Source organism: Acidaminococcales bacterium (assembly GCA_031290885.1).
Taxonomy (GTDB): domain Bacteria; phylum Bacillota; class Negativicutes; order Acidaminococcales; family JAISLQ01; genus JAISLQ01.
The window spans coordinates 1-25,496 of sequence record JAISLQ010000079.1 but is presented as its reverse complement, the minus strand read 5'-3'; the positions used below and the strand labels follow the sequence as shown (position 1 = coordinate 25,496).

The window sequence follows — 25,496 nt, the reverse complement described above, 5'->3', positions numbered from 1 at the left end:
AAGCCGTTTTTTCTATTTTTTGGCCGTTTATATCAACTTCGCCCTTTTGACCTTTGGCCGCCCAAAAACGCCGAAATCCCGCGCCGCTCGCGATTGCCCACGAATGACCGGGATTGACCACGTTTTGATCAAACTAAATGATCCGTTATAGTCGTCTTCTTCGTCGTCTTCTTCGTCGTCGTCGTCGACTTCACCAGTAAGATTGTCGCCGCTATGCACGATGCTGTTGTCTTGGAACTGCTCATTGCAAAAATATACGGCATCGATCAGTTGCTTATCAAAGCCGAAAATAACGCAGGAAGCGTCAAGATCTATGTCACAGCCCGATGCGGCCGGCGTCCACCCCAGCCCCATGACTACTTTGCGCAAAGTTTTTCCGGCGGTTTTTTGCAGGGAAATGCTTTGCCCTTTTACGAGGTTTATCGACTTCAGGCCGATGTTTCCCCGCGCTGCCGGCTGCGTCTCCGCAGGGCTCGCGCTGTCGGCAGCGGCTGCGGGTTTTCTATGCCATGTAAAGTTTACCGTCATGCCTTCACCTTCTCCAAAGTTATTTTTCTAAAATGATGCCGGCCGGCGCAAAAAGACATTTTGTCCTTCCAAGACCTTTGCCGGGGCTGCTTTGCCGACGTTCGCGCCGTCGACCAATTGGCCGAGTTCTTTATTTCCCCCTCAAATCCAGAGGAAATCTTGCTTTATTAAAGATCGTAAAAGCCAAACTCTTTAATTTTTTTGATTTTCCAGCCGTCTTTTTCCTCCACAAGGGAAAAATGCCAAGAAAAGTCGCTGCCTTTTTCGGTAATTTTTACTTCTGCGGTATTGGCAAAAAATATGCTGCGCGAAATTTCTTCGGTAAAAGAAACTTTCGTTATATCACCAAAGTGATCCGTGAAAACTTGGAATATAGATTTTAATTCTTTGTTTTTTTCCGCATATTCTTTAATTTCCGGATTGAGCAATGCGGCCAAAAGCAAATTTTTCGGTTTTTCAACAATAAGTTTGCTGAAATCAAAGGATTTTTCGTTAATTTGTTCGGCGAACGCTCTTACCGTCCCTGACGGTGAAGAAACGAAAGTATCGTAAATTTTGGTAAGTACGCCTGCGGATGCGGCGCCGGCCACAAAAGTGAGATTGAACAACAACAACGCCAGCAATGCAGGCATAATGCGTTTCGTCATCATTAAACACCTCTGTTCTTTTGTACAATTTGCCTCCCGGCGGGAAGGTACTTTGCCCAAACGCGGTACGGAAAAGACAGTTTATAGTCCCTCCATGACCTTTACCGGGGCTGCTTTGCCAACGTTCGTGCCGTCGCCCAATTGGCCGGATCCGTTTTTTCCCCAGGCCCAAAGAGTACCGTCCTTCTTGACAAACAGCATGTGGTCATAGCCTGCGGCAACGCCGGCCACACCATCCGCGACTTTTGCCGGGGAGAGTTTGGCGGCGTTCGCGCCAACGAACAATTTTTCACCCTCCCAAACCCAGAGGGTACCATCTTTTTTAACGGCCAATATATGCGAGTTTGTTGCAGCGACACCGGACACGCCATCAATGCCCTCCGTGATTTTTATGGGGGCGTAGATTGTTTTTACGACACTACCACTAACGCCAGTTACGCGGTAATCTGCCGACCAAGCCCAGAGGGTACCGTCCTTCTTGACAAACAGCATATTGTCAGGGGCTGCGGCGATGCCGGCTACGCCCTCCGCGAGCTTTACCGGGAAGGTTCTATTAATGTCAATGCCTCTGTTGTGGGGCATCATCCCATTATTGGAATATGATATAATCTCAACCATTTGCCCATTTTCGTTGTCTCCCCAAGCCCAGAGGGTACCGTCTTTCTTGACGGCCAGTATATGGCCGAAACCTACGGCGGCGCCGGCCACGTCTTCCATGAGCTTTATCGGCAGGCTGCGGAGCGCGCTCTCGCCGTATTCATTATCTTCCCAAGCCCAGAGGGTGCCATCCTTCTTGACAGCCAGCGTGTAGACGTATTCGAGGCCGCCGTTGGCGGCGCCGGCCACATCTTCCATGATCTTTGCCGGAAGGTTGTTAACTCCTCCCAAAAACCAGAGAGAGCCGTCTTTTTTAACAGCCAGGCTCCGCATAGCACCTGCGGCAACGCCTACCACGTCTGCCATGATCTTTCCCGGAATGTTCCTGCCAACGTTCGTGCCATCGCCCAATAGGCCGGTTTCGTTATCCCCCCAAGCCCAGAGGGTACCGTCTTTTTTAACGGCCAGCGTGTAAAACGCGCCCGCAGCGATGCGGGGCATGTTTCCCTCGCCCTGCGCCGGGGCGGCGACACTCGCGCCTTCCTCCGGCAGCCGGCCTTGCCAATAGTTCAATATATCCGCCGTAACGTCGGACGCGGATGTCCGCGCGGATTTTTCCAGCAAAAGGTCGCAGGCTTCGGCTGAAGTTCGGCGGCGCAGGCTTTCGTTGTCGGAAAATTCCGTGATGAGCTGGCTATCTTTGACTAAATCGCGCGCTTCTATCCTGACAACGCTCTTCGCCCAGGCGCCGCTGGCGTCCTCGCCGCTTTCTATTTTTATCTCCCCGAACACGGCGATTTTTATCGCGACTTCTTCCTTCAGCCTCTCGCGCATTTTGGCCATAAAGTCTTCAAAACTCGTCGATTGATCCGCGAAAAGCGATGCAAGCTCGCTTTCCCCGCCGCCGCTCACGGCAAAACCGACCTTGCGCAAAGCGTCCACATAAGCTTGCCGCACTCTCTCCGCGCCCGCCGCCTCGCCGCCCGTCCCCCCTCTTACCCTGATAAACACGCTGACGCTGGGTTTTACCTTGGTTTCCTGAAATTCTTCCTGCCTGGCCGTTTGTACTATCTTCTTGACCGCTTGCGCGATTTTGTCCGCGCTGACCGTTGCCTTGCCGAAAATCAAAATGCCTTTCGCCGATGTTTCCTTGCGCAAAACCCTGAAATCTTCCACGTATTCCGCGTAACTTTCCGCGATAAGAGCGGTTTGTTCAGCCGACAATTCCGTAATGGACAGGGCGGCTTTTTTCACGCCTTCTTTTTTGGCGTTGGCGATGGCCTGGCTTTCCGTGCTTCCCTCGGCGCGCACGGCAATTTCCATGGACGCCGCTTGCGCCGGCGCGCCCGCAAAGGCCAAGAAAAAGCAAACTGCCAGAAAAAGAGCTATTTTGCGCATGATTTTACGCCCTCCCCGCGAACCGGAAGATGATTTTGCTCGTGCCTTCCGCCCCTTCCATGTTTACACCGTCGCCCGTCAAACCGGGAATGGCTTCGCGCAGGGCATCCTGCAGCGCGGGCAGGCTGGTATAGGCGGTTGTCTCAATAAAAAAGCGGTAAGCGCCTTCTTTGGTCATGACCTTACGGATAACGTCGCAGCGCGCCTCGTGCAGGGCGTTGCCAATGCTTTGTCCTTGGGCGTTTGCATCGGTTACGTTATGAAATTCCAAAATGACTTCCAAGTGCCTAACGCCGCCGCGCTGCTGATCCTGCATGGTTTCCAGCGCCAGCTCGGCGAGGCGTCCGGACGCCTCGCGCAAAGCCTTCTCCTTGGCCTTGCGGATCGCTTCCGCCCGGGTGGTGCCCACGTCTTCCACGTATTCAAAATAAGGGTCAACGTCGTCGTTCTCCGCGCTGATGATTTCAAAAGAAGCCCGGACGGTAGCTTTGTATCTATCTCCTGCCCCTGTCGCTTCCTCTACTTTCAGATCGCCGCGCACCAGCGCCCTGGCCGTGGTCTCGTCGCGCAGGACGGCCCTTAGCGCGTTGTTCTGCGCGGCTTTGGGCAGCGCGGCGTTTTTTTCTATGTTTTGCAGCAACGCGACGTTTTTTACCACCCGAAAGCCGGTCAGTCGCAAACGCGACTGCAAATAGTTGTTCAGTTCCTCAAGGTCTTCCTTTTCGCCGGCCAAGTTTTTGCCGGTAACCGCCACCGCCACCGTGCCTCGGTCGTCGCGGCTGGCGGCGAGGGCTTCCTGGATGTCCTTAGGAGCGGCCTTGATTTTTTTCTCGTCGGCTTCCAGATCCAATTCGATACAAAAAATATCTCCTTCCTGCCAAGTTCTAACGACTTTTTTCACGAAAACATAGCCGCTGGATTTGGTCATTACCCAATCCACCTCGGCCATGTGATTTACCACCAGTCTCTGGGCGTCAACCGATACGCTGATCTTTTTTTCCACAAACATCCGCATGGCATCCTGGCGCGCTTCTTCTTCCGCCCTTTTCAGGTTGCCGTTAATAATGACGGCACGGCCTTGGGAGATTTCCGCAAAAGCGGCGGCCGGACACAAGGCAAAAGAGGCGAAATAAAAAAGCGACATTAAGATTATCCCGAAACACGCGGAAAAGCTGGCTTTCTCTTTCATGGGTTACCCCTTTCTCTTTCCTTGTCCGGAACTTTTCTGCGAACCCAGATCGGTCGCCAGAGTTGTCAAAAGTTCCATAAAAATGTCGTCTCGCGCTTCGTCCATATTAAAGCGGGCGTAGTTGTGCAGGATATGTTTGTCGAGCTCTGCCTTTTCGCCCGTTTCCACCGGCGATTTTTTCATCCAGGCGCGGTAGACCATGTTGACCAGAGCGGTGTTTTCCGAGCGGGAAATGTCTTTCCAAGCTATGCCGCTGACTTCTAAAGTAATGGGGTTTTCCGCTTCCGGCATGGTCAATTTCCGGCGTCCCATCCCGCCCGCCACTTCCGTCGACCAAAGTCCGGTCGCGGCGTCTTTCTTCCAATTGCCGCCCAAGGCAGGGGGGAATACTGTCCGTCCCGTGGTTTTTTGATAAGCGGAAGTGAACACGCCGGCCAAAAGCTCTTTTATTTTGCCGCCGGCGCCACCGAAAAGTTCTGCCGCCTTGGCACTCAGCAAGATATCCTTTACCTGGTAGGATTCTCCCAACGAGCGCAAATCCAGTTCATCCACCGTGAAAACCCGGCCTTTTTTCTGCGCGAAACTTAAATCTTGGAGCAGGGTTTTAGCCACGCGGACAAATTCCGCCCGGCGCGCCTCTATGCCCACCGACCGTCCCTCGGCGCGCGCGATGCCGTAACCGCGCAACGGGACGGTATAGAGTATGCGCACGCTGCCGTCGGTTTTGGATGCACTGCAAATCATCAAATCCAAACCGCAAAAGACAAATTCCTTGGTATAATCTTGGCCGCCGATAGTGTAGCTGCGCGCCGAAACGCTTTCGTCGGCGATAAGGGCTATCAGCCCCATCACTTGTTCCCGCGCGGCCGTCGTCTCATAGCCGGCGGATTCTGTGCGCAGTTTGAAGGGCAACAGGCCCTGCGCGTCCAAAGCGCGCAATTTCATGCCGATCTCGTCCGCCAGCGTTTGCTTTACCGTATCATCGGCTATTTTCGCCGCGCCGGCGGCGGTTGGCGGGCTATCGCTGAAAATTTCGTAAACTTCGTTCGCCCAACTGAGGTTGGCGGGCGCGCCGCCGGGGGCGGCGGCGGCGGCGTGCCGGGGCAAAATGCCCCAAAATAAAAAAAGCAGAAAGAAAAGCGAAGTTTTTTTCACTGTTTATCACCTTCCCGCCGTGCAAATCCCCAGTTGTAGGCAAAGCGCACGGACATGCGATTGTCGAAATAAGCATTTTGTTTTGTAACGCGCCAAACGCCGCCACGTTCCTGTTCCATGACGGCGACAACGCATATTTCGCTTTTACCGGGCGCGTCCAGGCGCAGGACAATATCCGGCCGCCCCATCTGGCGCAGGGTTGCTTCGCCGCCCAGCGCCGGCCAGGGGGCGGACGAATTTTTATACGCGTAGAACAATACGCGTTTCAACTGTTCAATATTGTTCAGCCGCATGTAGGAAAGAGGAGACGCGCCGCTATCGATGGACGAATCAATAGCTCCCTCTTTCCCGTCTTTTGTTTCATAAAAGCAGCCTAAGCCCAGGGCGGGCGGCGCGCCTTGGGCGCGATGCCAGTTGAGGATGATTTCCGGATCGTTGCACCGCCACTCGGCCCAGGCGCCAGCATTGTCCAAAACGATGCGGGAACTGTCCGCGTTAAGCGCTTCCGCGTCCGCGATGCGGCGCTCCAGCGCCCATTCCATTCCTTTTTCCGCATAAAGCGGCATGCGCAGGATGACGCGAACGGAACCGTCATACAAATATTCCGTCTTAAAGACTTCCGATCCCTTTACCACGCCCGTTATCCTCTCCCGGACGCGGGGATTTTCATCAATGATAAGCCCTGCGTTGGTAGAAGGGCTGATTTTCAGGTTTCTCGCTATCAGCAAAAGGTTGCGGTAGGCGAAGGCTTTGGCCGCGCTCAGTGCCATGAGCCGCCCCTGCGCGGGCGTTACGGCCGAGGGCGGCGGCAGCCCGATGCCCTCGGCCTCGATAAACCCGTTTTGCCAGTCTATGCCCTGCGCCCAAGCGCCGCCGGCGAAAAGCAGGCACACGCTCAAAAGGCACAAAATAGCGCCGGCAGATTTCACTTTCAGCACACACATTACCGCCTTTGCTCGGGGAAAGAGACTTTGTTCGGTGGGAATTTATACTGTCCGCCGAAGGGGCGGCCGCGATGGGCGAGCCGCCTTGGCGTTATTGTTCCCTCAACCTTTGTCCATGCTCTCCACGGCCTTGAGGGCATCTTTGTCACTGGGCGTCGTAACGCCGGCCCGGCTTTTATAGTCGGACACGGCCGCGTTGTAGTCTTCGATGGCTTTCTTTTGCGCGGTCAAAATGTCTTTAGCCGCATTGACCGTTTTGATGATGCCGTTCAGTTTGCTGGCGATAGCCATGTCTTTCAGGCCGGCGGATGCATCGGCGACGATCTTGGGCGCGTCAAGGGCGGCGGCGAGCGTGAAGCCGTATGCCACCACTTTGAGATTTTCCGCCGTCTGCACAGCCGATTTCAAGGCGGCTTCTTCCGCCGCGTCCCTGGGCTCGGCGAGTTTCGCCTTCAGTTGCTCCGAACTCGGGCTGTTGCTCTCAAGCGCCTTATAACTGTCGCCGATGTTGGAGTTCTTGCCGCTTTTAAAGTCTTCGATCGCCTTTCTTTGCGAAGCAATTTTTTCGGGCGGAAACAGTTTCACGCTTTCGGCCACAAGCACTTTTGCCCCTTCAAAATATGATACCGAAGCGCTCAATTTTTGCAAAAGTTCGTTTTGCCGTTTGCTCAGGCCGTCTACATCGACGGAGGAAGACGAAGACTTGCTTTTGCCGCCGCCTATGCCGGGAATGCCGGAATAGACAGTGCCCGCCGAAACAAGCATGATTACGGCGAACACGGGGATGATGATTTTTTTCCACATAGTAAAATTCCACCTTTCAATATTTCAATTTTTTTACGGGCGCGCGGTTTTTTTGTGTTACGCGTTTTCCGTTACAAACACCACGGACAGGTTATCAAAAAAACGGCTTTTGGCGTTTTCCGCCAAGATGTAATCGGCATCGGAGGAAGAGATGACCGGGTTGGCGTTGTTGCCGTCCAAAGTTACCGCTTTTACGATCAAGGGATTGCCGCCGGCCCGCTCCTGTGAGTCCAGGCTTTGCGAATAGTCAAGCATGCCGGGATTGCCTTGCCTGGCGACATCCACCTGTGCCGGCGTGTAGATCGCCCTTTTGCCGTTATCGTACAAAGAGGGGGTTGCAACCGCTACCAAACCCATTCCCCGACAGTCAACGACTACGCCGCTGTAGGCATTTTGGCGCGGCGGCGCGGGCGGCGGGGCGGATTCCGCTGCGGCTGGAGCGCGCGGCGGCGGAGAAGACGGCGCGGGAGCCGCTGCGGGCGGGGCTTGCAGGGTAGTGATGGTGGGCGGCGGCGTCTCGGGCACCGGCGCGGACGGCAAAGCGAACGGCACGGGCGGTTTGACCTCCTCCGCCGACAGCAAGCCTTCCAACAGGCTGCTGGCGCCAAAAAGCGGTATTTGCATGGTTACCATATAAGCCCTCTCGGCACCCTCGCCATCCCAGCCTTCCGACACGATGGTCGCGCCTTTGAGCACCGCCATCACCCTGGTTCGGACTATGTCGTTTTCCGCCATTTTATTGGCGGCCGTCGTCGTGCCATCGACCTGGACGCCCTGGGCTGTTTCGGCAAGCGCGCGGTAGGCGTCGGCAATGGCGGCGCTCCTGGCCATCAGCCGGGATTGCGCAGGGTTTGTGTGTTTGGGGTTGGGGGCGCCGAACCCGGTCGCCGTAACAGATTTGTTCACCCAGTCGACTTGGCCTTGCGCCAGAGCCGGCTGTCCCGGCAAACCGGCCGCAATGGCAATTGCACAGAAAAGAAACAAAAAAAACTTTTTCATCAACTAACTCCTTCCCAGTTTTATTTAGGCAAAAAACGCCTTTTCAACTGTTTTTTACCCAGGAATGCGGCTTTTTCCCTTCTTTGCGGGGACAGATCCCCGGATCCGGACGGCCGGATGTTTTAGACTTTTGAATTTTTTTGCCGCAAACCGTACACATCCATTGCTGCATGCTGCTGCCAGCGCTCATCTTCATACCTCCTCATTGTTTTTCGCCTTTGTGCCGCTCATAACATATTTGATTACCAACACGATGGCGCCCAAATCGTCCGCCTGTCCGAGCAGCGGAAGAAGATCCGGTATAATGTCGATCGGGCTGACAACGTAGGCCGCCCCGCACAAAACCGCCAAAACCTTTCTTACTTTCATGCGCGGCTGTTCACCTCCTTTAGTTCGGGAAATTTCTGCCCGCGTAAACGATCGCGCTGATGCTGCTCTTTAGGTTCGCCGGACGGCTGAGGATACGCATGTTGCGCTTAAACGGCACGGCAGTCAAGGTTTTTACCGTGAAACTGTCATCGGTGTAAACCGCCAAAAGCGTTTTGTCCTGAACGTTGCCGATGGAAATCTTGTCAATGTTAATGCTGTTTTTTCGGAAAAATTCTTCGATCTTTCCGTTATTGGCAGGATCGCCCGTACAGTTGACGACTTCTATGCTGGCCGCCATGCTGACCGGCGCGGAAGGCGCGGCAGCGGCCGGCGGGGCGGCGGGAGTGGGCGAAACGGCAGAAACCGGCGGCGAACTCGGCGTTTGCGCCACGGCGGCGGGCGATGGACGCTTTTCCTTCTGCACGCCGATAAAAGCGAGCAAAATCAGTACGGTAAGGCCGATTTTCCAAACCGTGGAAAATCGGGCACTTTTCCAAAGCCCGTACAGCCCGGCTGGGAAAAACACAAAGAGCAAAAGCATAACCAGCCATTTTTTGTCATGCCATTTGCTGCTTGAACTTTCGCTTCTCTGCTCTTCGCTTCTCTGCTCTTCGCGCCTGTTCTGTTCTTCACGCCTCTGTTCCTCGCGCCTCTGCTCTTCGCTCCTGTCCTGCTCCTCACGCCTGTTCTGTTCCCCGCCGGCAGGCGGGGACGGTGTTTCATAGGTTATGCCCTTTTTCCGACAGTATTTCATAATGTATTCCCGTACCTCTGCGTCCGGCAGTTTGTTTTTTTGGGCTTCCGCGAGCAAAACGGAGAAGCTGCCGACATTAATGTGGTTGCCGGATGCCATGGCGGCAAGGTCTATCTGCTCGTCCAAGACCGACAGTTTAACTTGCAGCAGGCTTTCGTCATATCTGCCTCTTTTTTCCTCGTCGCACAACAAAGTGCGGCACTGTCCCACGAGATATTGGGCGGCGGCCAGTTTGGCATCTTTTTTGGCGATGCTTTTCAGTTCTTTGTCCTTTTCTTCCGTGACGGCAGACAATTTGGACAGCTTGGCATTATGGGGCATAGACAGAAAATCGTACAGGGATTCGTACTCCGGACTGACAATCACGAGCTTTTCCCTGATGCCGTTCATAACGGACGTATCCAAAGGCTGACTTTCTATGGGAATAGGAAGGCGCGCGAGGATTTCCTCTTTTGCGATGCCCGGAAACTTGTTAAATAACTCATCCACCGCTTCGCGTGAGATTTTTGTTTTGCCCTGACAGATAATTTTGATGAAGTTGTCCAGCCGGGCATATTCTTCCTTCTTTTCTTCCGCTTTCAGCCTCTTGGCTTCCGCTGCTTCCGCCGCCCTCTGTCCGCTGTCGCCCATGACCTGCTTGATGTCGGTTAAAAGATTGAGATAGAGGCTGAATTGCGGGTTAATGTTTCTTTTTTGCGACCATTCCACCTGCTTTTTCTTGATGGCGTCGTTTATGGCGGTTTGGTTCGTTTCCGGCGGGTCGTAAGGCAGTTCCAGCAACAGGTAATAGTTTTCGCGTCTTTGTTCTTCCGGCATCGGCGGCCCCTCGCTTTTCCCTTTATAATAGCTCCTATCAGCTGACCTTCATATTACAGCTTCGCAACTTGGCTTCTGCCAGTTCCTCGGCGTTTATGACGGAAGAAGTTTGGATGGTGAGATGGATCTTACCGTTTTGAGACAGTTCTACGGCCTCCATATCCAAGCGGCCATCCTCGCTGAGCTTGAAGGTTACTCTCAAGGGTGAGCCGGCCGGCATGTTTGGAGGTATATCCAGTACAGCTTGACCAATCAGTATGTTCAAGTTTTCATCCCAAGGCACATTCTTTTCACCTATTTCATTTTCCAGAATTTCCACTAGGACGGTTTTCTGATTGTTTACCGATGTGCAAAATTCATCAGACGCTTCGCAAGGAAGACTGGTATTTTTCAATATGAGATTGCAGACTGATTTATTCCCTTTATTATCATAAACGTCAGTACCAAAGCTCTTGCTGATGACATTGGTGATGGTTTTGCCCGCGCCTTTTACCGCGTCGACGGAAAAGCCCAAATTGCCGGCCACTTTCTGGGCGGCCTTTTCCATTACCGCTGCGTCCACTTGGCTAACGTCTTTGATGTCCTCGGCCTTTTTCCCGGTGGCCTCCGCGATGGCTTTTTTCAGTTCCCCGTTGACCATCAGGTCGTTGCCGAAAATGGCGGCACCTTTGGCCACGGCTTCGTCCGGGTCAAAAGAATTGATCGGCACGGAAAACTCTTTTTTCAGCCGTTCGCCGACCTGCGGCATTTTGGTGGAGCCTCCCACCAGCAGTATTTCGTCAAACTTCTTAAACCCTTTTTTGGCCGCTTCCGCCAGCATGTCCCGGGTAAGGCTTATGGTGCGTTCCAACAGGTCTGCGGTAATTTCGTTGAATTTTTCCCTGGTAAGCTCCGTTTTTATCTTCGCCCCGCCGCCGATAAAGGACGCCGGGCACTTTTCACGGGCGGAAAGGGTCTTTTTGCTGTTCTCCGCCAAGTTTTGCAGTTCCTGATAAGTGTCCAGTTCGGCGAGTATGTTGTCCTGCTTGCCGGACTGCTGCCGGTACTGGTCGGCGAAGTAACCGATCAGGGCGTCGTCCCAGTCCTTGCCGCCGAGGTTGTGGTCGCCGCCGGTAACGATGACTTCTATTTTCTTATTGCTGACCTCTATCATGGTAATGTCGAAGGTTCCGCCGCCCAGGTCATAGACCAAGACAACTTTGTTCTCGTCGTTGGCTTTGCCCCAGGCGATAGCCGCAGCGGTCGGCTCGGCGAGGATGCTATGGACTTTAAGGCCGGCGATCTCCCCGGCCTTGGCCGTCGCTTCTTTCTCGTTAATGCCGAAATAAGCCGGGCAGGTAATTACTACGTCCGTTATTTTCTCGCCGGCTTCCTGCTCGGCGTCCGCCACCAATTTTTTCAGGATATAGGCCGATATTTCCTCGGCGCGGTAGGTTTTGCCCTGATAGCCGAAAAGATAGTTCGGGTCGCCCATGGAGCGCTTGACAAAAGACACCACGGCGTCAGGATACATTTTGGAGTTTTCTTTGGCGGTTTTGCCAATGACCACATTGTCTCCCTCGTCAAAAAAGACTACCGATGGGGTGGTCAGGTCGCCTTCGGAGTTCTTCAGCACGACAGGTTTGCCGTGCGTGTCCAGACAGGCGATACAGGAATAGGTAGTACCAAGGTCAATCCCATAGATTTTTTTTGCGTCGCTCATTTTACTTCTGTTGCCTCACTTTCCGTATTTGAATTTTTATATCTATAAACATTAACTATTTCCTGCCGCAGAACCTGCCCCTCCCATACATAGCCTTTGCCGGCGATATCGGCTATTTTTTTGTCTTTTTCCGCTTGGTCGGTGTCAATGACCTTTAAAATTTTTTGCCGTGCCGGGTTAAAATCGCCTTCCTCGGCAAAAGGCTCTATGCCCTGCCGGTACAACACATCGCCCAAATCATCGGAATAGCCGGTTATTATATTCAGAAGTTTTTCCGTTTCCAGGTTTTCCGTATTTTTGCAAAGGGATAGGAATTTTTCATTGCGGTCTATAAGGGTTATTAAATCAAGCGCCATTGGTTTCAGCAGATTTTTGAGCAAGCCGCGTTTGTACTCCTGGAGTTCGCGATGCAGAAGATCGATAGTTTTTTCTTTGTGGGCATCGTACTTTAATTTGTCCGCGAAATTGTCCAAGATGTTTTGCTGCCCATCGGCTATAGCGCAAAGTTTTTCCTCTATCCGGGCAAGCCCGCTGTCTTTTTCTGCCGCAACGTTCCCTTCCGCCGACACAGGCGAAAGCTCCAAGACGTTTTCTTTTTCCGCGCTTTCAAGTGTTGTCGTGGCATCCTCTTCCGCTGCGGGAGCAATATCTTCCGCTGCGGGAGCAATATCTTCCATTGCGGGAGCAATAGTTTCCGGCGACTTATTTTCTTCGTCCATTTTTAAATCCCCATCCTTTCGTTAAAGACAAGTTAACAATAGTAAAAAATTGTTAACCATAGCAAGGCCGCGCCTTTGCATTAGGGGCGGAAAACGTGTTTTCCCAGTTTCCGTAAACTCCCCCAAAAAGGAACGGCGCGGTAAAAACCGCGCCGCTATTGGCAAAAAAATATCCAGGATAACAATTTTTTACTATTGTTATCCCGGATTTTTGGTAGAATATCAAATGTGTGAAAAGCCGTATTGAATACGCGAAATCAAATTATTAACGGCACGTTAATATTCTAATATATATTTTATAATATGGCAATACATAACAATCAAAAAATTTGCAAGCGGGGGAATGGTCAATGGCGGCGGCGGAGCCTATCAGGAAAAAGGACGATGTGCGCAAGATGGCGGAATACTGGCTCGCCAAAGGCAGCAGGAGAAACTACTTGCTTATTTTTCTCGGCGTCTACAGCGCCTTGAGGATAAGCGATTTGCTATCCCTTACCTGGGACGACATATACGACTTTAAACGGGGAAGGTTTAAGAAGCATATAACCATGACGGAACAAAAGACCGGCAAGAGACGTGCCATTTTCCTGAACGGCTTCATATTGCGCATCTTGCGGGCCTACCGGAAAGACCTAAAGGTTGTCGATGCCAAGGATTGCCTTTTCAGCGGGCGCGACAAGCGCTCGCCCGTCAGCCGGGTAAGGGCCTGGAGCGTCATCAAGGAAGCGGCGAAGGCGGCAGGGGTAAGCGGGAATATTTCCTGCCATTCTTTAAGAAAGACCTTCGGCTACCATGCCTGGCAAAAAAAGGTTTCCGTCGCCGTCATCATGGAGGTGTTCAACCACAGTTCTTTCGCCGTTACCCGCCGCTATCTGGGCATAGCGCAGGATGAGCTTGACCGGGCGCAGAACACCGTATTTTCTTCCTGGCGGGACAGGAAGAAACGGACGCGCCCCAAGATAAAGCAAGCCTCTTGAATATATCCGGTGGCGCCCGTCATCAGGCCAGCCAAAAGCAAGAACAAAGCCTATGCTGTTTATAAATAATTACGCCGCCTGCTGTTCAAGAAGCATCGCGCATAAAGGGGCAAGCGATATAGAGAATAGTTTGCCCTTGACAAAAATAGTTACAAAAGTTATTATAAAATCATTAAATATACTTCATATTTATAAATAATGACAGGCGACATTTCAACAAAAACGATGAATTCAAAGGCAGGTAAAAATCAACATGGAAAAGACTTCTTCCAGTTCCAGGATAGTAATTTCAGAGGTAATGATGCCGAGCAAGGCTAACGTGGCCGGCAATATCCACGGCGGCGAGATCATCAAACTGATGGATTCCGCCGCTTATGTTTCGGCCAGGCGCTATGCCCGTTCCAATGTAGTAACGGCGCGGGTCGACGAATTGGAGTTTCATTTGCCTATTTTCATCGGCGATCTGGTCATTTGTACGGCCCAAGTAGTTTATGTGGGGAAATCCTCCATGGAGGTAACCGTCAGCGTGGAAGTGGAAGACATTGAAAACGGGACGCCGCAAAAAGCTTTATCGGCGTTTTTTACTATGGTGGCCATAGATAAAAAGGGCAAGCCCCATATTCTTCCCGAATTGATTATAGAAACGGAAAGCGAACGCTGGGCTTTCACGGAAGGGAAAAAAAGGCACGAGGAACACAAAGGCCGCAAGTGCCAGTCTGATTGATTTTGTTTCAATTTATTTTTTCGTTTGGATTGTTCCTCCGCCAATTAAGCATTGCGCAATGATTATGCGGAAATTGTGCTTTTATGGGGACAATTGGCCGGCTATTGCAAAACGCGCAATGTCTGATGGCATTTCAATTTCCATAACCCGGTTTGCGAACGAAAATCCGGCCGCCCGGACGCGGCGCCCATGCCGGCGCCGGCCAAGATTGCGGCGTTATCAGCCGCCTGACACAATGGCGCCGCTTGCATAACTTTATTTATGGCCGGCTCAACTTAACATTTTCATCAGGTTGACCATTTCCATTGCCGACATGGCCGCGTCGAAACCTTTGTTGCCCGCTTTAGTGCCGGCGCGCTCGACCGCCTGCTCTATGTTGTCGGTGGTCAGCACGCCGAAAATTACCGGCAGTCCCGCACTCAAAGCGACTTGGGCAATGCCTTTGGCAACTTCCGCGCATACAAGGTCATAATGCGATGTGCCGCCGCGAATGATCGCGCCAAGGCAAATTATCGCGTCATATTTGCCGCTGGCCGCCAGTTTTTTCGCGACCAGCGGTATTTCAAAGGCACCGGGAACCCAAATCGTCGATATAGAGCCTTCGTCGGCGTCGTGCCGCTTCAACGCGTCCAACGCGCCGCTCAGAAGCTTGACGGTTATAAATTCATTGAACCGCGACACGGCTACGGCGAATTTAAATCCTTTGGCAGAAATGTTGCCTTCAATTATTTTGTTCATCTTTTCATCTCCTCAACTTAACAAAGTTTATTGAAACTGATTATCGCGCTTTGCCGCAAACGCTTTTGCCGGCGCAACTTTACCCCTGCCTCAATATATGCCCCATTTTTAAATGTTTGCAGGAAAGATAGCGGGCGTTATATTCGTTGGCCGGAATTTCTATGGGCACTATTTCAGCTACTTTTATCCCATATCCGTTAATGCCCGCCCTTTTTGCCGGGTTGTTGGTCAAAAGGCGTATGCTGGTTAACCCAATGTCTTTTATTATCTGAGCGCCTATCCCATAATCCCGCAGATCCGGCGCAAATCCTAACGCTTCGTTGGCTTCGACCGTATCCAACCCTTTATCCTGCAACGCATAAGCCCGTATTTTGTTTGCCAGGCCAATCCCCCGCCCTTCCTGCCGCATATAGATAAGCGCGCCTGTCCCCTCCTTTTCGATCATGGACATAGCTCTATGAAGCTGGTCGCCGCAGTCGCAGCGCAAAGAACCAAGCACGTCGCCGGTCAGACATTCGGAATGTACCCGTACCAGCACATCTTTTTGCCCGTCTATGTCGCCTTTGACCAATGCCAGGTGGCATTGGTTGTCCAAATCGTTTTCATAGGCAAACAGGCGAAAAATCCCGTATTTAGTGGGCAGGTCGGCTTCCGACACGCGCCTGACCAGCTTTTCGTTTTCCATTCGGTAGGCGATTAGCGCCGCTACCGTAATCATCTTTATATCATGCTTTGCAGCGAATTCCACCAATTCCGGCGTTCTGGCCATTTCACCGTTGTCGCTCATGATCTCGCAACAAATGCCGGCCGGTTTCAGCCCGGCCAAAAACGCAAGATCGACAGTTGCTTCCGTATGCCCGCTTCGGCGCAAAACGCCGCCCGGCCTTGAACGCAACGGGAAAACATGTCCCGGCCGCCGGAAGTCTTCCGGCCTGGCATTGTCGTCAATCATTTTTAAAATAGTATGCGCCCGCTCGAAGGCCGATATGCCGGTAGTCGTGTCCACATGGTCCACCGACACCGTAAAAGCTGTTTCATGATTGTCGGTGTTTTTGCTTACCATTTGTTTCATATCAAGCTTATCAAGAATTTCTCCCGCTACAGGGGAGCAAACCAGTCCGCGGGCGTAAGTGGCCATAAAATTTATCGCCTGCGGCGTTACCTTTTCCGCCGCCATAATCAAATCGCCCTCGTTCTCGCGGTCCTCATCATCGACGACCAGTACCATCCGGCCGCTCCCGATCGCTTCAATCGCTTCCGAAACCGTACTAAAACCCATTTTTAACCGCCTCTTCCCAAAACGTATTTTTTGTTAAAACATGCTGGTTGGGATTGCTTCTTTCCCCATTAAGCAATTTTTCCACATATTTCCCTAAAATGTCAGTCTCGACATTTACCGAATCGCCGACTTTTTTGCATCCCAATGTCGTGCAACTTGCCGTATGCGGAATGACAGAAACCTTGAAAAAGTCCGCGCCGGTTTCGCACACCGTCAAACTGATGCCGTCAACCGCGACGGAACCCTTCAAAACTATGTGGCGCAAACCGTCCCGGGGAAGTTTTATCGATATAATATAAGCTATGTCGTCTTTAGAGATTTCCGCAATATTTCCGACAAAATCAACATGCCCCGTAACAATATGCCCATCCAAACGGTCTCCTACCCTGACGCTGCGTTCAAGGTTTACCGAATCGCCTGCCCGGAAATCCGTGACAACGGTATTTTTCGCGGTAACCGGCATGACGTCGACGGTGAAGCTGTCTTTCGCCATGCCGGTTACCGTCAGGCAGGCGCCGTTGACGGCGACGCTGTCGCCTGTTTTCAAGCCTGCCAAAACTTTGTCCGCCGATATTGTCAAACAAAAAGAACGTCCGTTGCGCCGGCTGCTTTTTATTTTGCCGAGTTCGCTTATCAGGCCTGTGAACATAGTTTTCCTATTTCTCCTTGCCTTTTGTTTGTTTAAAATAGCCTGTAACCAAAATATCTTCCCCCGATCTTTTAAATTCCATTTCATCAACCGCCCAGGCATCGGCGACCTTTTCCGAGCCTATGCCGCCGACCGGCCCGGGGGCGGCATGGCCGGAAATTATCTTGGGCGCGATAAAGGCGTAAAGCTTGTCAACAAGGCCGGCTTGCAGCATAGCCGCGTGCAAGGTCCCGCCGCCTTCCGCCAATATGCCGGTCAGTCCGGCGCCGCCGAGTTCAACCAACAATTTTCTCAAATCAACCCGCCCGTTCAGGCTGGGTACAATGAGCAGTTTTACGCCGGGCAGTTTCTCAAGTTCAGCCAGTTTTTCCGCCGGCGCGAGTTCTGTCGCCGCAACGACAGTTTGCGCCAGAGCGTCTTGCAAAAGCCGCGCCTTTAAAGATATGCGCGCCTTTGAATCCACTACTATGCGGACAGGATTGCGCCCGCCCTTGATTCGGCAGGTTAAAGCCGGATCATCGGCTTCAACCGTACCGATGCCGACCATTATCCCGTCATAAGCGTTGCGCAGGCCGTGCGCCGCCTCCCTTGACGCCGATCCGCTGATCCATTTGGAATCGCCGGTTTTGGCGGCTATTTTCCCGTCCAGCGACATGGCGTATTTCATTGCGACAAAAGGCAAAGAGGCCGTAATCCATTTGAAAAATATCTCGTTGAGTTTTTTCGCCTCTTTTGCCAACAAGCCTTCGACAATTTCCACGCCGGCCTCTTTTAATCTTTTAATGCCTTTGCCGGCCACCAAAGGATTGGGGTCGCGCACCGCCACAAACACCTTTCGGATGCCGGCGGCGATCAGCGCGTCGGCGCAAGGCCCCGTGCGCCCGTAATGCGCGCAGGGTTCCAACGTAACGTATAAAGTCGCGCCAGATGCGTCTTGCCCCGCCCGGTTAAGCGCCACTATTTCCGCGTGCGCCGTTCCGGCTTTTTCGTGCCAGCCTTCGGCAACAATTTTATTATCTTTAACCAGCACGGCGCCCACCATAGGATTGGGCGCAACCCGTCCCCGGGCGAACGCGGCCAATTCCAGCGCCCTTTTCATGTACGATTCGTCAATGCTCATAACCGAAAACCACCTCTGCGGGCAAATAAAAAATCACGCCGCCACACCTTTGAAGTAGCCGCATGATCCAAAACCTGCGCGCCTTTTCTCATCCAGACTATACTGTCGGTTTCGGAGTTGCACCGAATCATGCTGCAAAGCAGCTCGCGGACTTTACCGCCGGTAGGGAATCTCACCCTGCCCCAAAGGCTTGTTTTATTTTCTTTTTTTCAGGATAACACATAATGCCCAAAATGGCAAGCCGCTATCATTTTTATCTGTTAATATGTTTTACATGTTCCCTTATATGTTTAAATAAAATTTGCTAAAGTTATTGACAGGCTATTTATTTTATGCCATAATTAGTTGCATATAATATTAGAAATATATATTTGGTATGTATTTAAGAGGGGCTTTTAAAAATAGCGCCCTTGGCGAGTTTTCGGGCAAAGTCCGCAAGCCGGTTCAGTTAAATGATGCTGTTCGCCGGCAAAAACATGGATGAGACAATTATACCGTTAAATGGCTGATTATACCGATAAAGGCCGGATATGAAAAATATCCGGCCTTTATATTTTTCGGAGGCGCAAAATTATGTTTAAGATTTCCCCTGCTATTTACCGCAACCTGCCTCTATCCACTTTCAAGGACAATTTAGCCGCTTTGTCCGGGCTCGCCGGTTTTTTCCTGCTCTGGGAGGTTGCCCCCCGCACCGGCATAATCGACGAGCAGTTTTTGCCGCCGGTTTCAGCGGTGATGGCGGCCATGGCCAAAATGACCGCCGGCGGCGATTTGTTCGTGCATATAGCGGCCAGCGTGCAACGCACGCTGATCGGAATATTTTTCGCGACGATTGTAGCCATTCCCGCCGGTTTCATATTGGGGGGCGCCTTCCCTGCCGCGACTTTGTTTTTGCGTCCGCTGACTCGCATACTCGGCCAAATTAACGCTTTCTGTCTTTTCCCTATCTTTATCTTGTTTTTCGGCATCGGAGAATTGTCAAAAATCAGCATCATTTTCTGGTCAACCATCTGGCCGATATTTTCCACCACCGTCGCCGGGGTGCGGCAGATAGACCCTTTATACATAAAAATAGCGCGTTCCATGGGTACGGGCAAGTTGTCAATTTTTCAAAAGGTAATCATGCCGGGTGCCGCGCCGGTGATTTTTACCGGCATAAGGGCCGGTGCCAACTTGGCTTTTTTGATGCTGATCGCCGCCGAATTAATCGGCGCGAAAGCGGGCCTTGGCTGGCTGATAAAAAATTCCACGGAAAATTTCATCATACCCCGGCTGTTTGCGGCGGCTTTATTGATTGCCGTTTTGGGCATGCTGGCGAATTATCTGATCACCTGCGCGGAAAAAACTTTAATAGTATGGAACAAGGAGCAAAGCCATGATTGACCGTACAAACAATAACATGGAAAGAAGGTGAAAAAAATGGACGCTCAATCTTTAAAAAAAGCGGACAATGTTGTGCTGCTGAAACAAGGCAAAGACAAAATCCAAGCAAGCATCGGCAAGTTTTGGCGCACGCTGCGCGATAACGCTTCAATCTGGCTGTTTTTCATACTTTGGGAGGCCGGGACGCGTTCCGGTTTGCTTGACCGCAATTTTATCACCCCGCCCACTGTCATATTAAAAACTATCTTACAGCTTTTTCAGGACGGCGTTATGCTGGAACATATCGCTTACAGCTTGTGGCGGGCGGCCAACGGCTTTCTGGCGGCGGTGGTGGTGGGCGTTCCCTTGGGGATGGCCTTGGGCGGCTGGTTCAAGTTGTTTGAGCGCATATTGAAACCTGTTTTGAATTTTCTGCACGCGGTAAACCCTTTTTCCCTGCACCCGGTATTTATATTGCTTTTCGGTATCGGCGAACTGTCCAAAGCCGCCATGATTTTCTGGGTCTGCGTCTGGCCCGTCCTGCTCAACACCATAACCGGCGTCCAGGGCGTTGATCCCCTTTATATAAAGGCGGCCCGTTCCATGGGCGTAAGCAAGCTGTCCATGTTTTGCCGGGTACTTCTCCCGGGCGCGCTGCCGGGTATTTTCCACGGAATAAAAAGCAGCGCCGGGGCGGCCTTTTTCCTTTTGGTGGCGGCGGAGATGATTGGCGCCAGCAGCGGCTTGGGCTGGCTGGTCTGGAACGCGCAGACCAATTATCAAATTTCCAATTTATACGCGGCCACTGTCTGTATCGCGATACTTGGCCTTTCCCTGAATTATCTGTTCTCTTTAATAGAAAGAAGGGTCATCGCTTGGAAACCGGCCGATCCGGAATATTAAGCGCAGATAAATTAAATTGAAGGAGGAATGCACATGGCTTTCAAGATTGATTTGGAAAACCCTGAGGTAGCCATAAGAGAGACCCGGCTCGGCTCAATAACCGGGTACAACGGAAACATAGGCGAAATAGCCGCTTGCGCGGAAGGGGCGGGAGGCTGCGCGCTGAAGAACCGCGAAAGGCAGTTCAGCCAGATGAGCGCCTGCAGTTCCGGCTGCGCGCACACTTATTTGACCAGGATAGCGGATGCCGCCATCGTAAACCACGCCCCGGTCGGCTGCATTGCCGACACGACGGTCAACAACGCCGAATACAAGTGGGGACGCAAAGCGCGTGGGCTGGGACGGGCCAACATCCGTCTCATCAATACCAACATGACGGAGAACGATACGGTATTCGGAGCCGCCGAGAAATTAAAAAGGGCCATACGGGAAGCCTACCGGCGTTTCAACCCCAAGGCGATTTTTGTAACGACTTCCTGCGTTTCCGGCATAATCGGCGAAGATATATTGAGCATCATCCAAGCGGCGCGCGCGGAGATTCCCGTCCCCGTCGCCCCGGTGTTCTGCGAGGGTTTTAAGTCGCAGATCTGGGCCAGCGGCTTTGATGCCGTGTTTCATGCCATATTGACCAACATTGTCAAACCGCCGCAGAAAAAATCCAACAAGATGAACATGATAAACTTCACCGGCAGCGCCCGCAAAAAGGTACAGGAAATGCTGGAACGGTTTGGCGTGGAACCTGTGTTCATGGTCCCTTTCAGCACTATCGAGCAATTGGAAAAAGCCTCGGAAGCGTTGGCGACTATCAGTATATGCGGCACTTTAAGCGGATATTTCGGACACGCCCTGGAAAAACAATACGGCGTGCCTTACGTCAAATCCATCCAGCCTCACGGCATTGCCGGCACGGACGCTTGGCTAAGGGCCATAGGCAGTTTGCTGGGCAAAGAAAAAATAGCCGAAGATTACATCAGGGAAGAACACGCCAAAATAGCCGATGAACTGGCCGCCCTCCGGCAATCGCTTAAAGGGACGCGGGCCGTTGTCGGCATGGGGCCAAATTACGCGCATAATTATATAAGGCTGTTGGAAGAATTTTCCATAGAAGTCGTCTGGGGCGCGTCTTGGCATTATGACCCGATTTATGACAACGGCAAAATCCCCCCGGCGGTCCAACATCTGGCGGAATCCGGAAAAGAGGAGCTTCCTTTCAGCGTTGTGGATCAGCAGGTTTATGAGATCGTAAATCTTTTGAACCGCCTGAAGCCCGACCTTTATATCGGCCGACATCCGGGCATGACGGTCTGGGCGACCAAACTGGGCATACCGGCCATAATGGTCAACGATGAGTTTTCGGCTTACGGTTATCAAGGTTTTTTGGATTTTGGGCAAAGAATATTGGATATTATGACCAACCGCAATTTTATCCGGCAACTGTCCGAACATACCCGTATGCCCTATACCGATTGGTGGATGGAGCAGGATGCTTTCAGATTTTTGCGGGAAACCGGAAGGGAGTAATTTGGCGAAATGTCGGAGTTTATAGAACAAATACGCTATGTCTGCGCCTTGGGCAGTTACCATTCGGTACTGGCCATTGAGCGCGCCGTGCCCATATTGCACGCGGGCGGGGGCTGCGGCCAGAAGCTGGCCAGAACGCTTGGTTTGTCCAACGGTTGTCAAGGCTCCGGTTATACGGGCGGCCATTCTATCCCCTGCTCCAACATCGGCGAAAAAGAAGTGGTTTTCGGCGGGGAAAACAAGCTGCGGGAAGTCGTCGGCAACGCGCTCAAAGTCATGGACGCCGATCTGTTCGTCATCCTGACCGCCTGCACCTCGGATATCATCGGCGATGACGCCTTGGAAATAGCGCGCCGTTTTCAAAAAGACGGCTACCCGCTGGTGGCGGTGGAGACAGGCGGATTTAAAGGCACTAACTTTTTCGGGCACGAACTGGTATTGGACGCCTTGATCGAACAGTACCTGAAACCGGCCGGACATACAGAGCCGGGGTTGGTAAACGTCTGGTCGGTCGTCCCTTATCAGGATCCTTTCTGGATGGGCACCTACAACGAGATAGAGAAGTTGCTGTCTCTTTTGGGGCTTACGCCCAATATCATCTTCGGCCCCGGCCCAAAGCGCGGCATCGCGGCTTTGCGCAAAGCGCCGGCGGCGCAGTTCAATCTCCTGATATCGCCTTGGGTCGGCCTGTCCAACGTAAAACGCTTAGAAGATAAATTTGGCACTCCTTATCTTCATTATCCGTCCCTGCCCATAGGTCCCTCGGAAACCGGCAGATTTTTGCGCGCGGTCGCCGAATACGCCGGCATTGAAGCTAAACGGGCCGATAAAGTTATCAAAAACTTGGAAGCGCAATATTTTTATTTTATTGACCGCGCCTCCGATTCTCTGCTGGAAACCCGGCTGATGCCGCGGCGCTTCCTGACGGTGGCCGACAGTTTCTATGCGCTGGGCCTGGCCAGGTTTTTGATCGAGGACATGGGCCTCTTGCCGGAAACGCAATATATAACCGATGGCGCGCCGCCAAAATATCAACAGGCGCTGGCCGACGAATTTAAAAATTTTGCCGGCGGCATAAAAGCAGAGGTAAAATTTTTAAGCGACGGCGGCGAGATACATGAGGACATACGCCGAAAATCTTTTCGGGCGCGCCCCCTTCTGTTAGGCAGTGCCTGGGATCGTGTGCTGGCGCAGGAAATAAACGCTTATCAGCTTTCAGTATCCACCCCCGTAAGCAACCGCATGGTGCTTGACCGTTCCTATGTAGGCTACAGCGGCGCCTTGCGGCTGGTGGAAGATATATACACCTTGGTGCTGGAAGATTATCAGTAAATACCGGGCAAATTAAATTTAAAGCAAAGGGGCGTTAAGACATGGCTATTGGCAAAGGAAAAATTTTTGTAGGCGTTTTAGGCGTTATAGTGGCCGGCGGCATTATCTACGGCGCCAATTTCGCGGCCAAACCGATAAGCGGCAGCGAAGGGGAAAAAGGCGCGGCAGTTGACGAGAAATTGTTCCCCATAAAGACTTGGTCGCGTACTAACTGCGAGGCTACCCCTTGGGTAATCGCCGACAAAAAAGGTTTTCTGAAAGAAGAAGGGCTGCGCATTGTTTATACCGGCGACACACAGACCAACCAGCGCATACCATCGGTATTAAACGGCGACAACGACGTGGGGACGTCGCATCCTAACGGGATAGCGGTCGCCATCGCCGGCGGCGCCAAAATCAAGGGCACTTATCCGCTGGGCATCGACCCCGCGCCGGAACTTGATCCCAAATTGCGCCACATGAATTGGTACGTAAACCCCAAAGAACACCCGGACATTAAAAATTTCAAAGATTTGCTCAAACTTGATGGGAAATTGAAGTTCGTTACTTCTACCCGCAACACTTGCACAGACTTTCTGACCAACAAAATTGCCGACGCTAACGGCGTGCCGCGCGACAAAATAGAGTTCGTTACTATGCCGGACGTACAAACGGTACAGGCGCTAAAGCAAGGCCTGATTACCGTCGGCGCGGTGCATCCCCCTTATTACAAATCAATGGAGCAAGCGGGCATGGTAAAGATCGCCGACAGTCTGGACGCGAAATTAGGAACGGCGGGCGGCATGGGTTTTTATTATTTCAACACGGAATTCATCAATAAAAACCGCGATGTTATCAAGCGGTTTGGCCGCGCCATGACCAAAGCGCAAAAATACGCCAACGAACACCCCGAAGAAGCGCGGAAACTTACCGAAGAATGGATAAAAGTACCGGTCAGCGCCACCCATTATTATGGCGGACGGGTAGAATTTGACGACAAAGACGTGGAACCGTGGCTGGAAGAGCTTCGGCGCAACAAAGTAATACCGCAGGATTTTAAAGTAAGCGACGTAGCGGAACACGTTTTCCAGTAAAGGAAGCACAAAAAAGCGCAAATCCCCGCAAGCCTCGTAAAAAGGCTTTGCGGGGATTTGCGCTTTTTTCGGACTTTTGCCGCCTTGCGGATATGGATAGCATCCGCAACCAACTTTTTACGTTCTCTCGGCTATTTGCTTTTTTATCTCGGTGATAAACTCTTCAATGTTTTGCTGCCCAATATCGCCCTTTTTGCGCTCCCTTACCGAAACTGTGCCGTTTTCTTCCTCTTTGTCGCCGACAATCAGCATGTAAGGCACTTTTTGCATCTGCGCGTCCCGTATTTTATAGCCGATTTTCTCATTGCGCTCATCAAGATAAACGCGGATGCTTTCGGCGGCCAATCGTTGGCGCAATTTTTCCGCGTACGCAACATTGCGTTCGGTAATCGGCAATACGCGTACTTGCTTGGGCGCGAGCCATACGGGAAAAGAACCGGCATAATGCTCAATAAGTATGCCTATAAACCGTTCTATGCTACCGTAAAGCGCGCGATGGATCATTATCGGGCGATGCTTTTGCCCGTCCTCGCCCGTATAGGTCAAATCGAATTTTTCCGGCATCTGCATATCAAGCTGGATGGTGCCGCATTGCCAGGTACGTTCCAGCGAATCTCGCAAATGAAAATCAATCTTGGGACCGTAAAAAGCGCCATCGCCAGGATTTACTTTGTAATTCAAGCCATAATCTTCCATAGCGGCGCGCAAAGCCTGAGTGGCCAATTCCCACACGGCGTCGTCGCCCATGGCTTTTTTCGGTTTAGTGCTAAGTTCCACGCTGTATTTCAGGCCATACACGCCATAAAGCCGGTCAAAAAGTTTTATGACGTTTTTGATTTCGTCTTTGATCTGGCTTGGCATCATGAAAATATGCGCATCGTCTTGCGTGAAGGAACGCACCCGCATAAGTCCGTGCAGCGCGCCGGACAATTCGTGCCTGTGCACTTGTCCCAACTCAAACATGCGGACAGGCAAATCACGGTAACTGTGATGCCGCGAGCGGTACACCAATATACAGCCGGGGCAGTTCATTGGTTTAATAGCGTAAGGTTCTTCGTCTATGTTTGTAAAATACATATTGTCCCGATAATGATCCCAATGGCCGGAGCGCACCCATAATTCCCGCGTCAGGATGATCGGCGTCTTTATCTCGTCATAGCCGAATTCAAAATGAAATTGGCGGGAAATAGCCTCGAT

25 protein-coding genes and 1 riboswitch are annotated in these 25,496 nt (G+C 52.0%); of the genes, 7 read left to right on the top strand and 18 right to left on the bottom strand.

Annotation, left to right across the window (positions count from 1 at the left end; translation table 11 throughout):
* Positions 1-27 precede the first annotated feature (27 nt).
* From LBO03_10115 to grpE, 12 genes are all read right to left on the bottom strand, one after another.
* On the bottom strand, positions 28-528 hold the full coding sequence (locus LBO03_10115) for a TerD family protein (protein ID MDR3349929.1): 501 nt from the start codon (positions 526-528) through the stop codon (positions 28-30).
* Positions 529-695: 167 nt separating this feature from the next.
* On the bottom strand, positions 696-1,178 hold the full coding sequence (locus LBO03_10110; protein ID MDR3349928.1) for a hypothetical protein: 483 nt from the start codon (positions 1,176-1,178) through the stop codon (positions 696-698).
* Between the two features lie 78 nt (positions 1,179-1,256).
* Positions 1,257-3,170 carry a hypothetical protein gene (locus LBO03_10105; GenBank protein MDR3349927.1) on the bottom strand — a complete coding sequence of 638 codons (1,914 nt, stop codon included), beginning with the start codon at positions 3,168-3,170 and terminating at the stop codon, positions 1,257-1,259.
* Between the two features lie 4 nt (positions 3,171-3,174).
* Positions 3,175-4,359 (bottom strand): hypothetical protein, encoded by a 1,185-nt coding sequence (locus tag LBO03_10100; GenBank protein ID MDR3349926.1) that lies wholly within the window; start codon positions 4,357-4,359, stop codon positions 3,175-3,177.
* A 3-nt stretch (positions 4,360-4,362) separates the two neighbouring features.
* A complete protein-coding gene (locus LBO03_10095) occupies positions 4,363-5,514 on the bottom strand; it encodes a hypothetical protein (GenBank protein MDR3349925.1) in 1,152 nt (383 codons plus the stop codon).
* Complete coding sequence (locus tag LBO03_10090; GenBank protein ID MDR3349924.1) at positions 5,511-6,452, bottom strand: hypothetical protein; 942 nt, start codon at positions 6,450-6,452, stop codon at positions 5,511-5,513. Before LBO03_10090 ends, LBO03_10095 begins: the two co-directional genes overlap by 4 nt.
* Before the next feature lie 108 nt (positions 6,453-6,560).
* On the bottom strand, positions 6,561-7,262 hold the full coding sequence (locus LBO03_10085; protein ID MDR3349923.1) for a hypothetical protein: 702 nt from the start codon (positions 7,260-7,262) through the stop codon (positions 6,561-6,563).
* Positions 7,263-7,319: 57 nt separating this feature from the next.
* Complete coding sequence (locus tag LBO03_10080) at positions 7,320-8,261, bottom strand: LPP20 family lipoprotein (GenBank protein MDR3349922.1); 942 nt, start codon at positions 8,259-8,261, stop codon at positions 7,320-7,322.
* A gap of 192 nt (positions 8,262-8,453) precedes the next feature.
* On the bottom strand, positions 8,454-8,630 hold the full coding sequence (locus LBO03_10075) for a DUF1232 domain-containing protein (GenBank protein MDR3349921.1): 177 nt from the start codon (positions 8,628-8,630) through the stop codon (positions 8,454-8,456).
* Positions 8,631-8,649: 19 nt separating this feature from the next.
* The gene (locus LBO03_10070) at positions 8,650-10,200 is read right to left on the bottom strand and encodes a hypothetical protein (protein MDR3349920.1); all 1,551 of its coding nucleotides are present in this window, start codon (positions 10,198-10,200) and stop codon (positions 8,650-8,652) included.
* A 37-nt stretch (positions 10,201-10,237) separates the two neighbouring features.
* Positions 10,238-11,902, bottom strand: coding sequence for an Hsp70 family protein (locus tag LBO03_10065; GenBank protein MDR3349919.1), 1,665 nt, complete (start codon positions 11,900-11,902; stop codon positions 10,238-10,240).
* Complete coding sequence (grpE, locus tag LBO03_10060; protein ID MDR3349918.1) at positions 11,899-12,621, bottom strand: nucleotide exchange factor GrpE; 723 nt, start codon at positions 12,619-12,621, stop codon at positions 11,899-11,901. Before grpE ends, LBO03_10065 begins: the two co-directional genes overlap by 4 nt.
* 350 nt (positions 12,622-12,971) lie before the next feature.
* Here grpE and LBO03_10055 point away from each other — a divergent pair, with 350 nt between their 5' ends.
* On the top strand, positions 12,972-13,598 hold the full coding sequence (locus tag LBO03_10055) for a tyrosine-type recombinase/integrase (GenBank protein MDR3349917.1): 627 nt from the start codon (positions 12,972-12,974) through the stop codon (positions 13,596-13,598).
* Between the two features lie 253 nt (positions 13,599-13,851).
* A complete protein-coding gene (locus LBO03_10050; protein MDR3349916.1) occupies positions 13,852-14,322 on the top strand; it encodes an acyl-CoA thioesterase in 471 nt (156 codons plus the stop codon).
* Positions 14,323-14,423: 101 nt separating this feature from the next.
* Here the strand turns inward: LBO03_10050 and LBO03_10045 are convergent, their stop codons facing one another.
* The 5 genes from LBO03_10045 to ribD all read right to left on the bottom strand — a co-directional run bounded on the left by LBO03_10045 (position 14,424) and on the right by ribD (position 18,108).
* On the bottom strand, positions 14,424-14,513 hold the full coding sequence (locus tag LBO03_10045; protein MDR3349915.1) for a hypothetical protein: 90 nt from the start codon (positions 14,511-14,513) through the stop codon (positions 14,424-14,426).
* A 79-nt stretch (positions 14,514-14,592) separates the two neighbouring features.
* Positions 14,593-15,060, bottom strand: a complete 468-nt coding sequence (ribE, locus tag LBO03_10040) for a 6,7-dimethyl-8-ribityllumazine synthase (GenBank protein MDR3349914.1) — start codon at positions 15,058-15,060, stop codon at positions 14,593-14,595.
* 79 nt (positions 15,061-15,139) lie between these two features.
* Positions 15,140-16,339 carry a bifunctional 3,4-dihydroxy-2-butanone-4-phosphate synthase/GTP cyclohydrolase II gene (locus LBO03_10035; GenBank protein ID MDR3349913.1) on the bottom strand — a complete coding sequence of 400 codons (1,200 nt, stop codon included), beginning with the start codon at positions 16,337-16,339 and terminating at the stop codon, positions 15,140-15,142.
* Positions 16,329-16,988, bottom strand: coding sequence for a riboflavin synthase (locus LBO03_10030; protein MDR3349912.1), 660 nt, complete (start codon positions 16,986-16,988; stop codon positions 16,329-16,331). The genes LBO03_10035 and LBO03_10030 overlap by 11 nt, the downstream gene beginning before the upstream one ends.
* Before the next feature lie 7 nt (positions 16,989-16,995).
* A complete protein-coding gene (gene ribD, locus LBO03_10025; protein MDR3349911.1) occupies positions 16,996-18,108 on the bottom strand; it encodes a bifunctional diaminohydroxyphosphoribosylaminopyrimidine deaminase/5-amino-6-(5-phosphoribosylamino)uracil reductase RibD in 1,113 nt (370 codons plus the stop codon).
* Between the two features lie 76 nt (positions 18,109-18,184).
* Positions 18,185-18,302, bottom strand: a riboswitch (FMN riboswitch).
* Positions 18,303-18,681: 379 nt separating this feature from the next.
* Here ribD and LBO03_10020 point away from each other — a divergent pair.
* From LBO03_10020 to LBO03_10000, 5 genes are read left to right on the top strand one after another with little or no spacing between them, the layout of a single operon-like run.
* The gene (locus LBO03_10020; GenBank protein ID MDR3349910.1) at positions 18,682-19,491 is read left to right on the top strand and encodes an ABC transporter permease; all 810 of its coding nucleotides are present in this window, start codon (positions 18,682-18,684) and stop codon (positions 19,489-19,491) included.
* A 36-nt stretch (positions 19,492-19,527) separates the two neighbouring features.
* Entirely contained in the window at positions 19,528-20,373 is an 846-nt protein-coding gene (locus LBO03_10015; GenBank protein ID MDR3349909.1) for an ABC transporter permease, read from the top strand.
* Between the two features lie 33 nt (positions 20,374-20,406).
* Entirely contained in the window at positions 20,407-21,894 is a 1,488-nt protein-coding gene (locus tag LBO03_10010) for a hypothetical protein (protein MDR3349908.1), read from the top strand.
* Positions 21,895-21,903: 9 nt separating this feature from the next.
* Complete coding sequence (locus LBO03_10005) at positions 21,904-23,226, top strand: hypothetical protein (protein ID MDR3349907.1); 1,323 nt, start codon at positions 21,904-21,906, stop codon at positions 23,224-23,226.
* Between the two features lie 41 nt (positions 23,227-23,267).
* Entirely contained in the window at positions 23,268-24,299 is a 1,032-nt protein-coding gene (locus LBO03_10000) for an ABC transporter substrate-binding protein (GenBank protein ID MDR3349906.1), read from the top strand.
* Positions 24,300-24,416: 117 nt separating this feature from the next.
* Here LBO03_10000 and thrS read toward each other — a convergent pair.
* A partial coding sequence (thrS, locus tag LBO03_09995) for a threonine--tRNA ligase (protein ID MDR3349905.1) occupies positions 24,417-25,496 on the bottom strand: 1,080 nt, incomplete at its 5' end.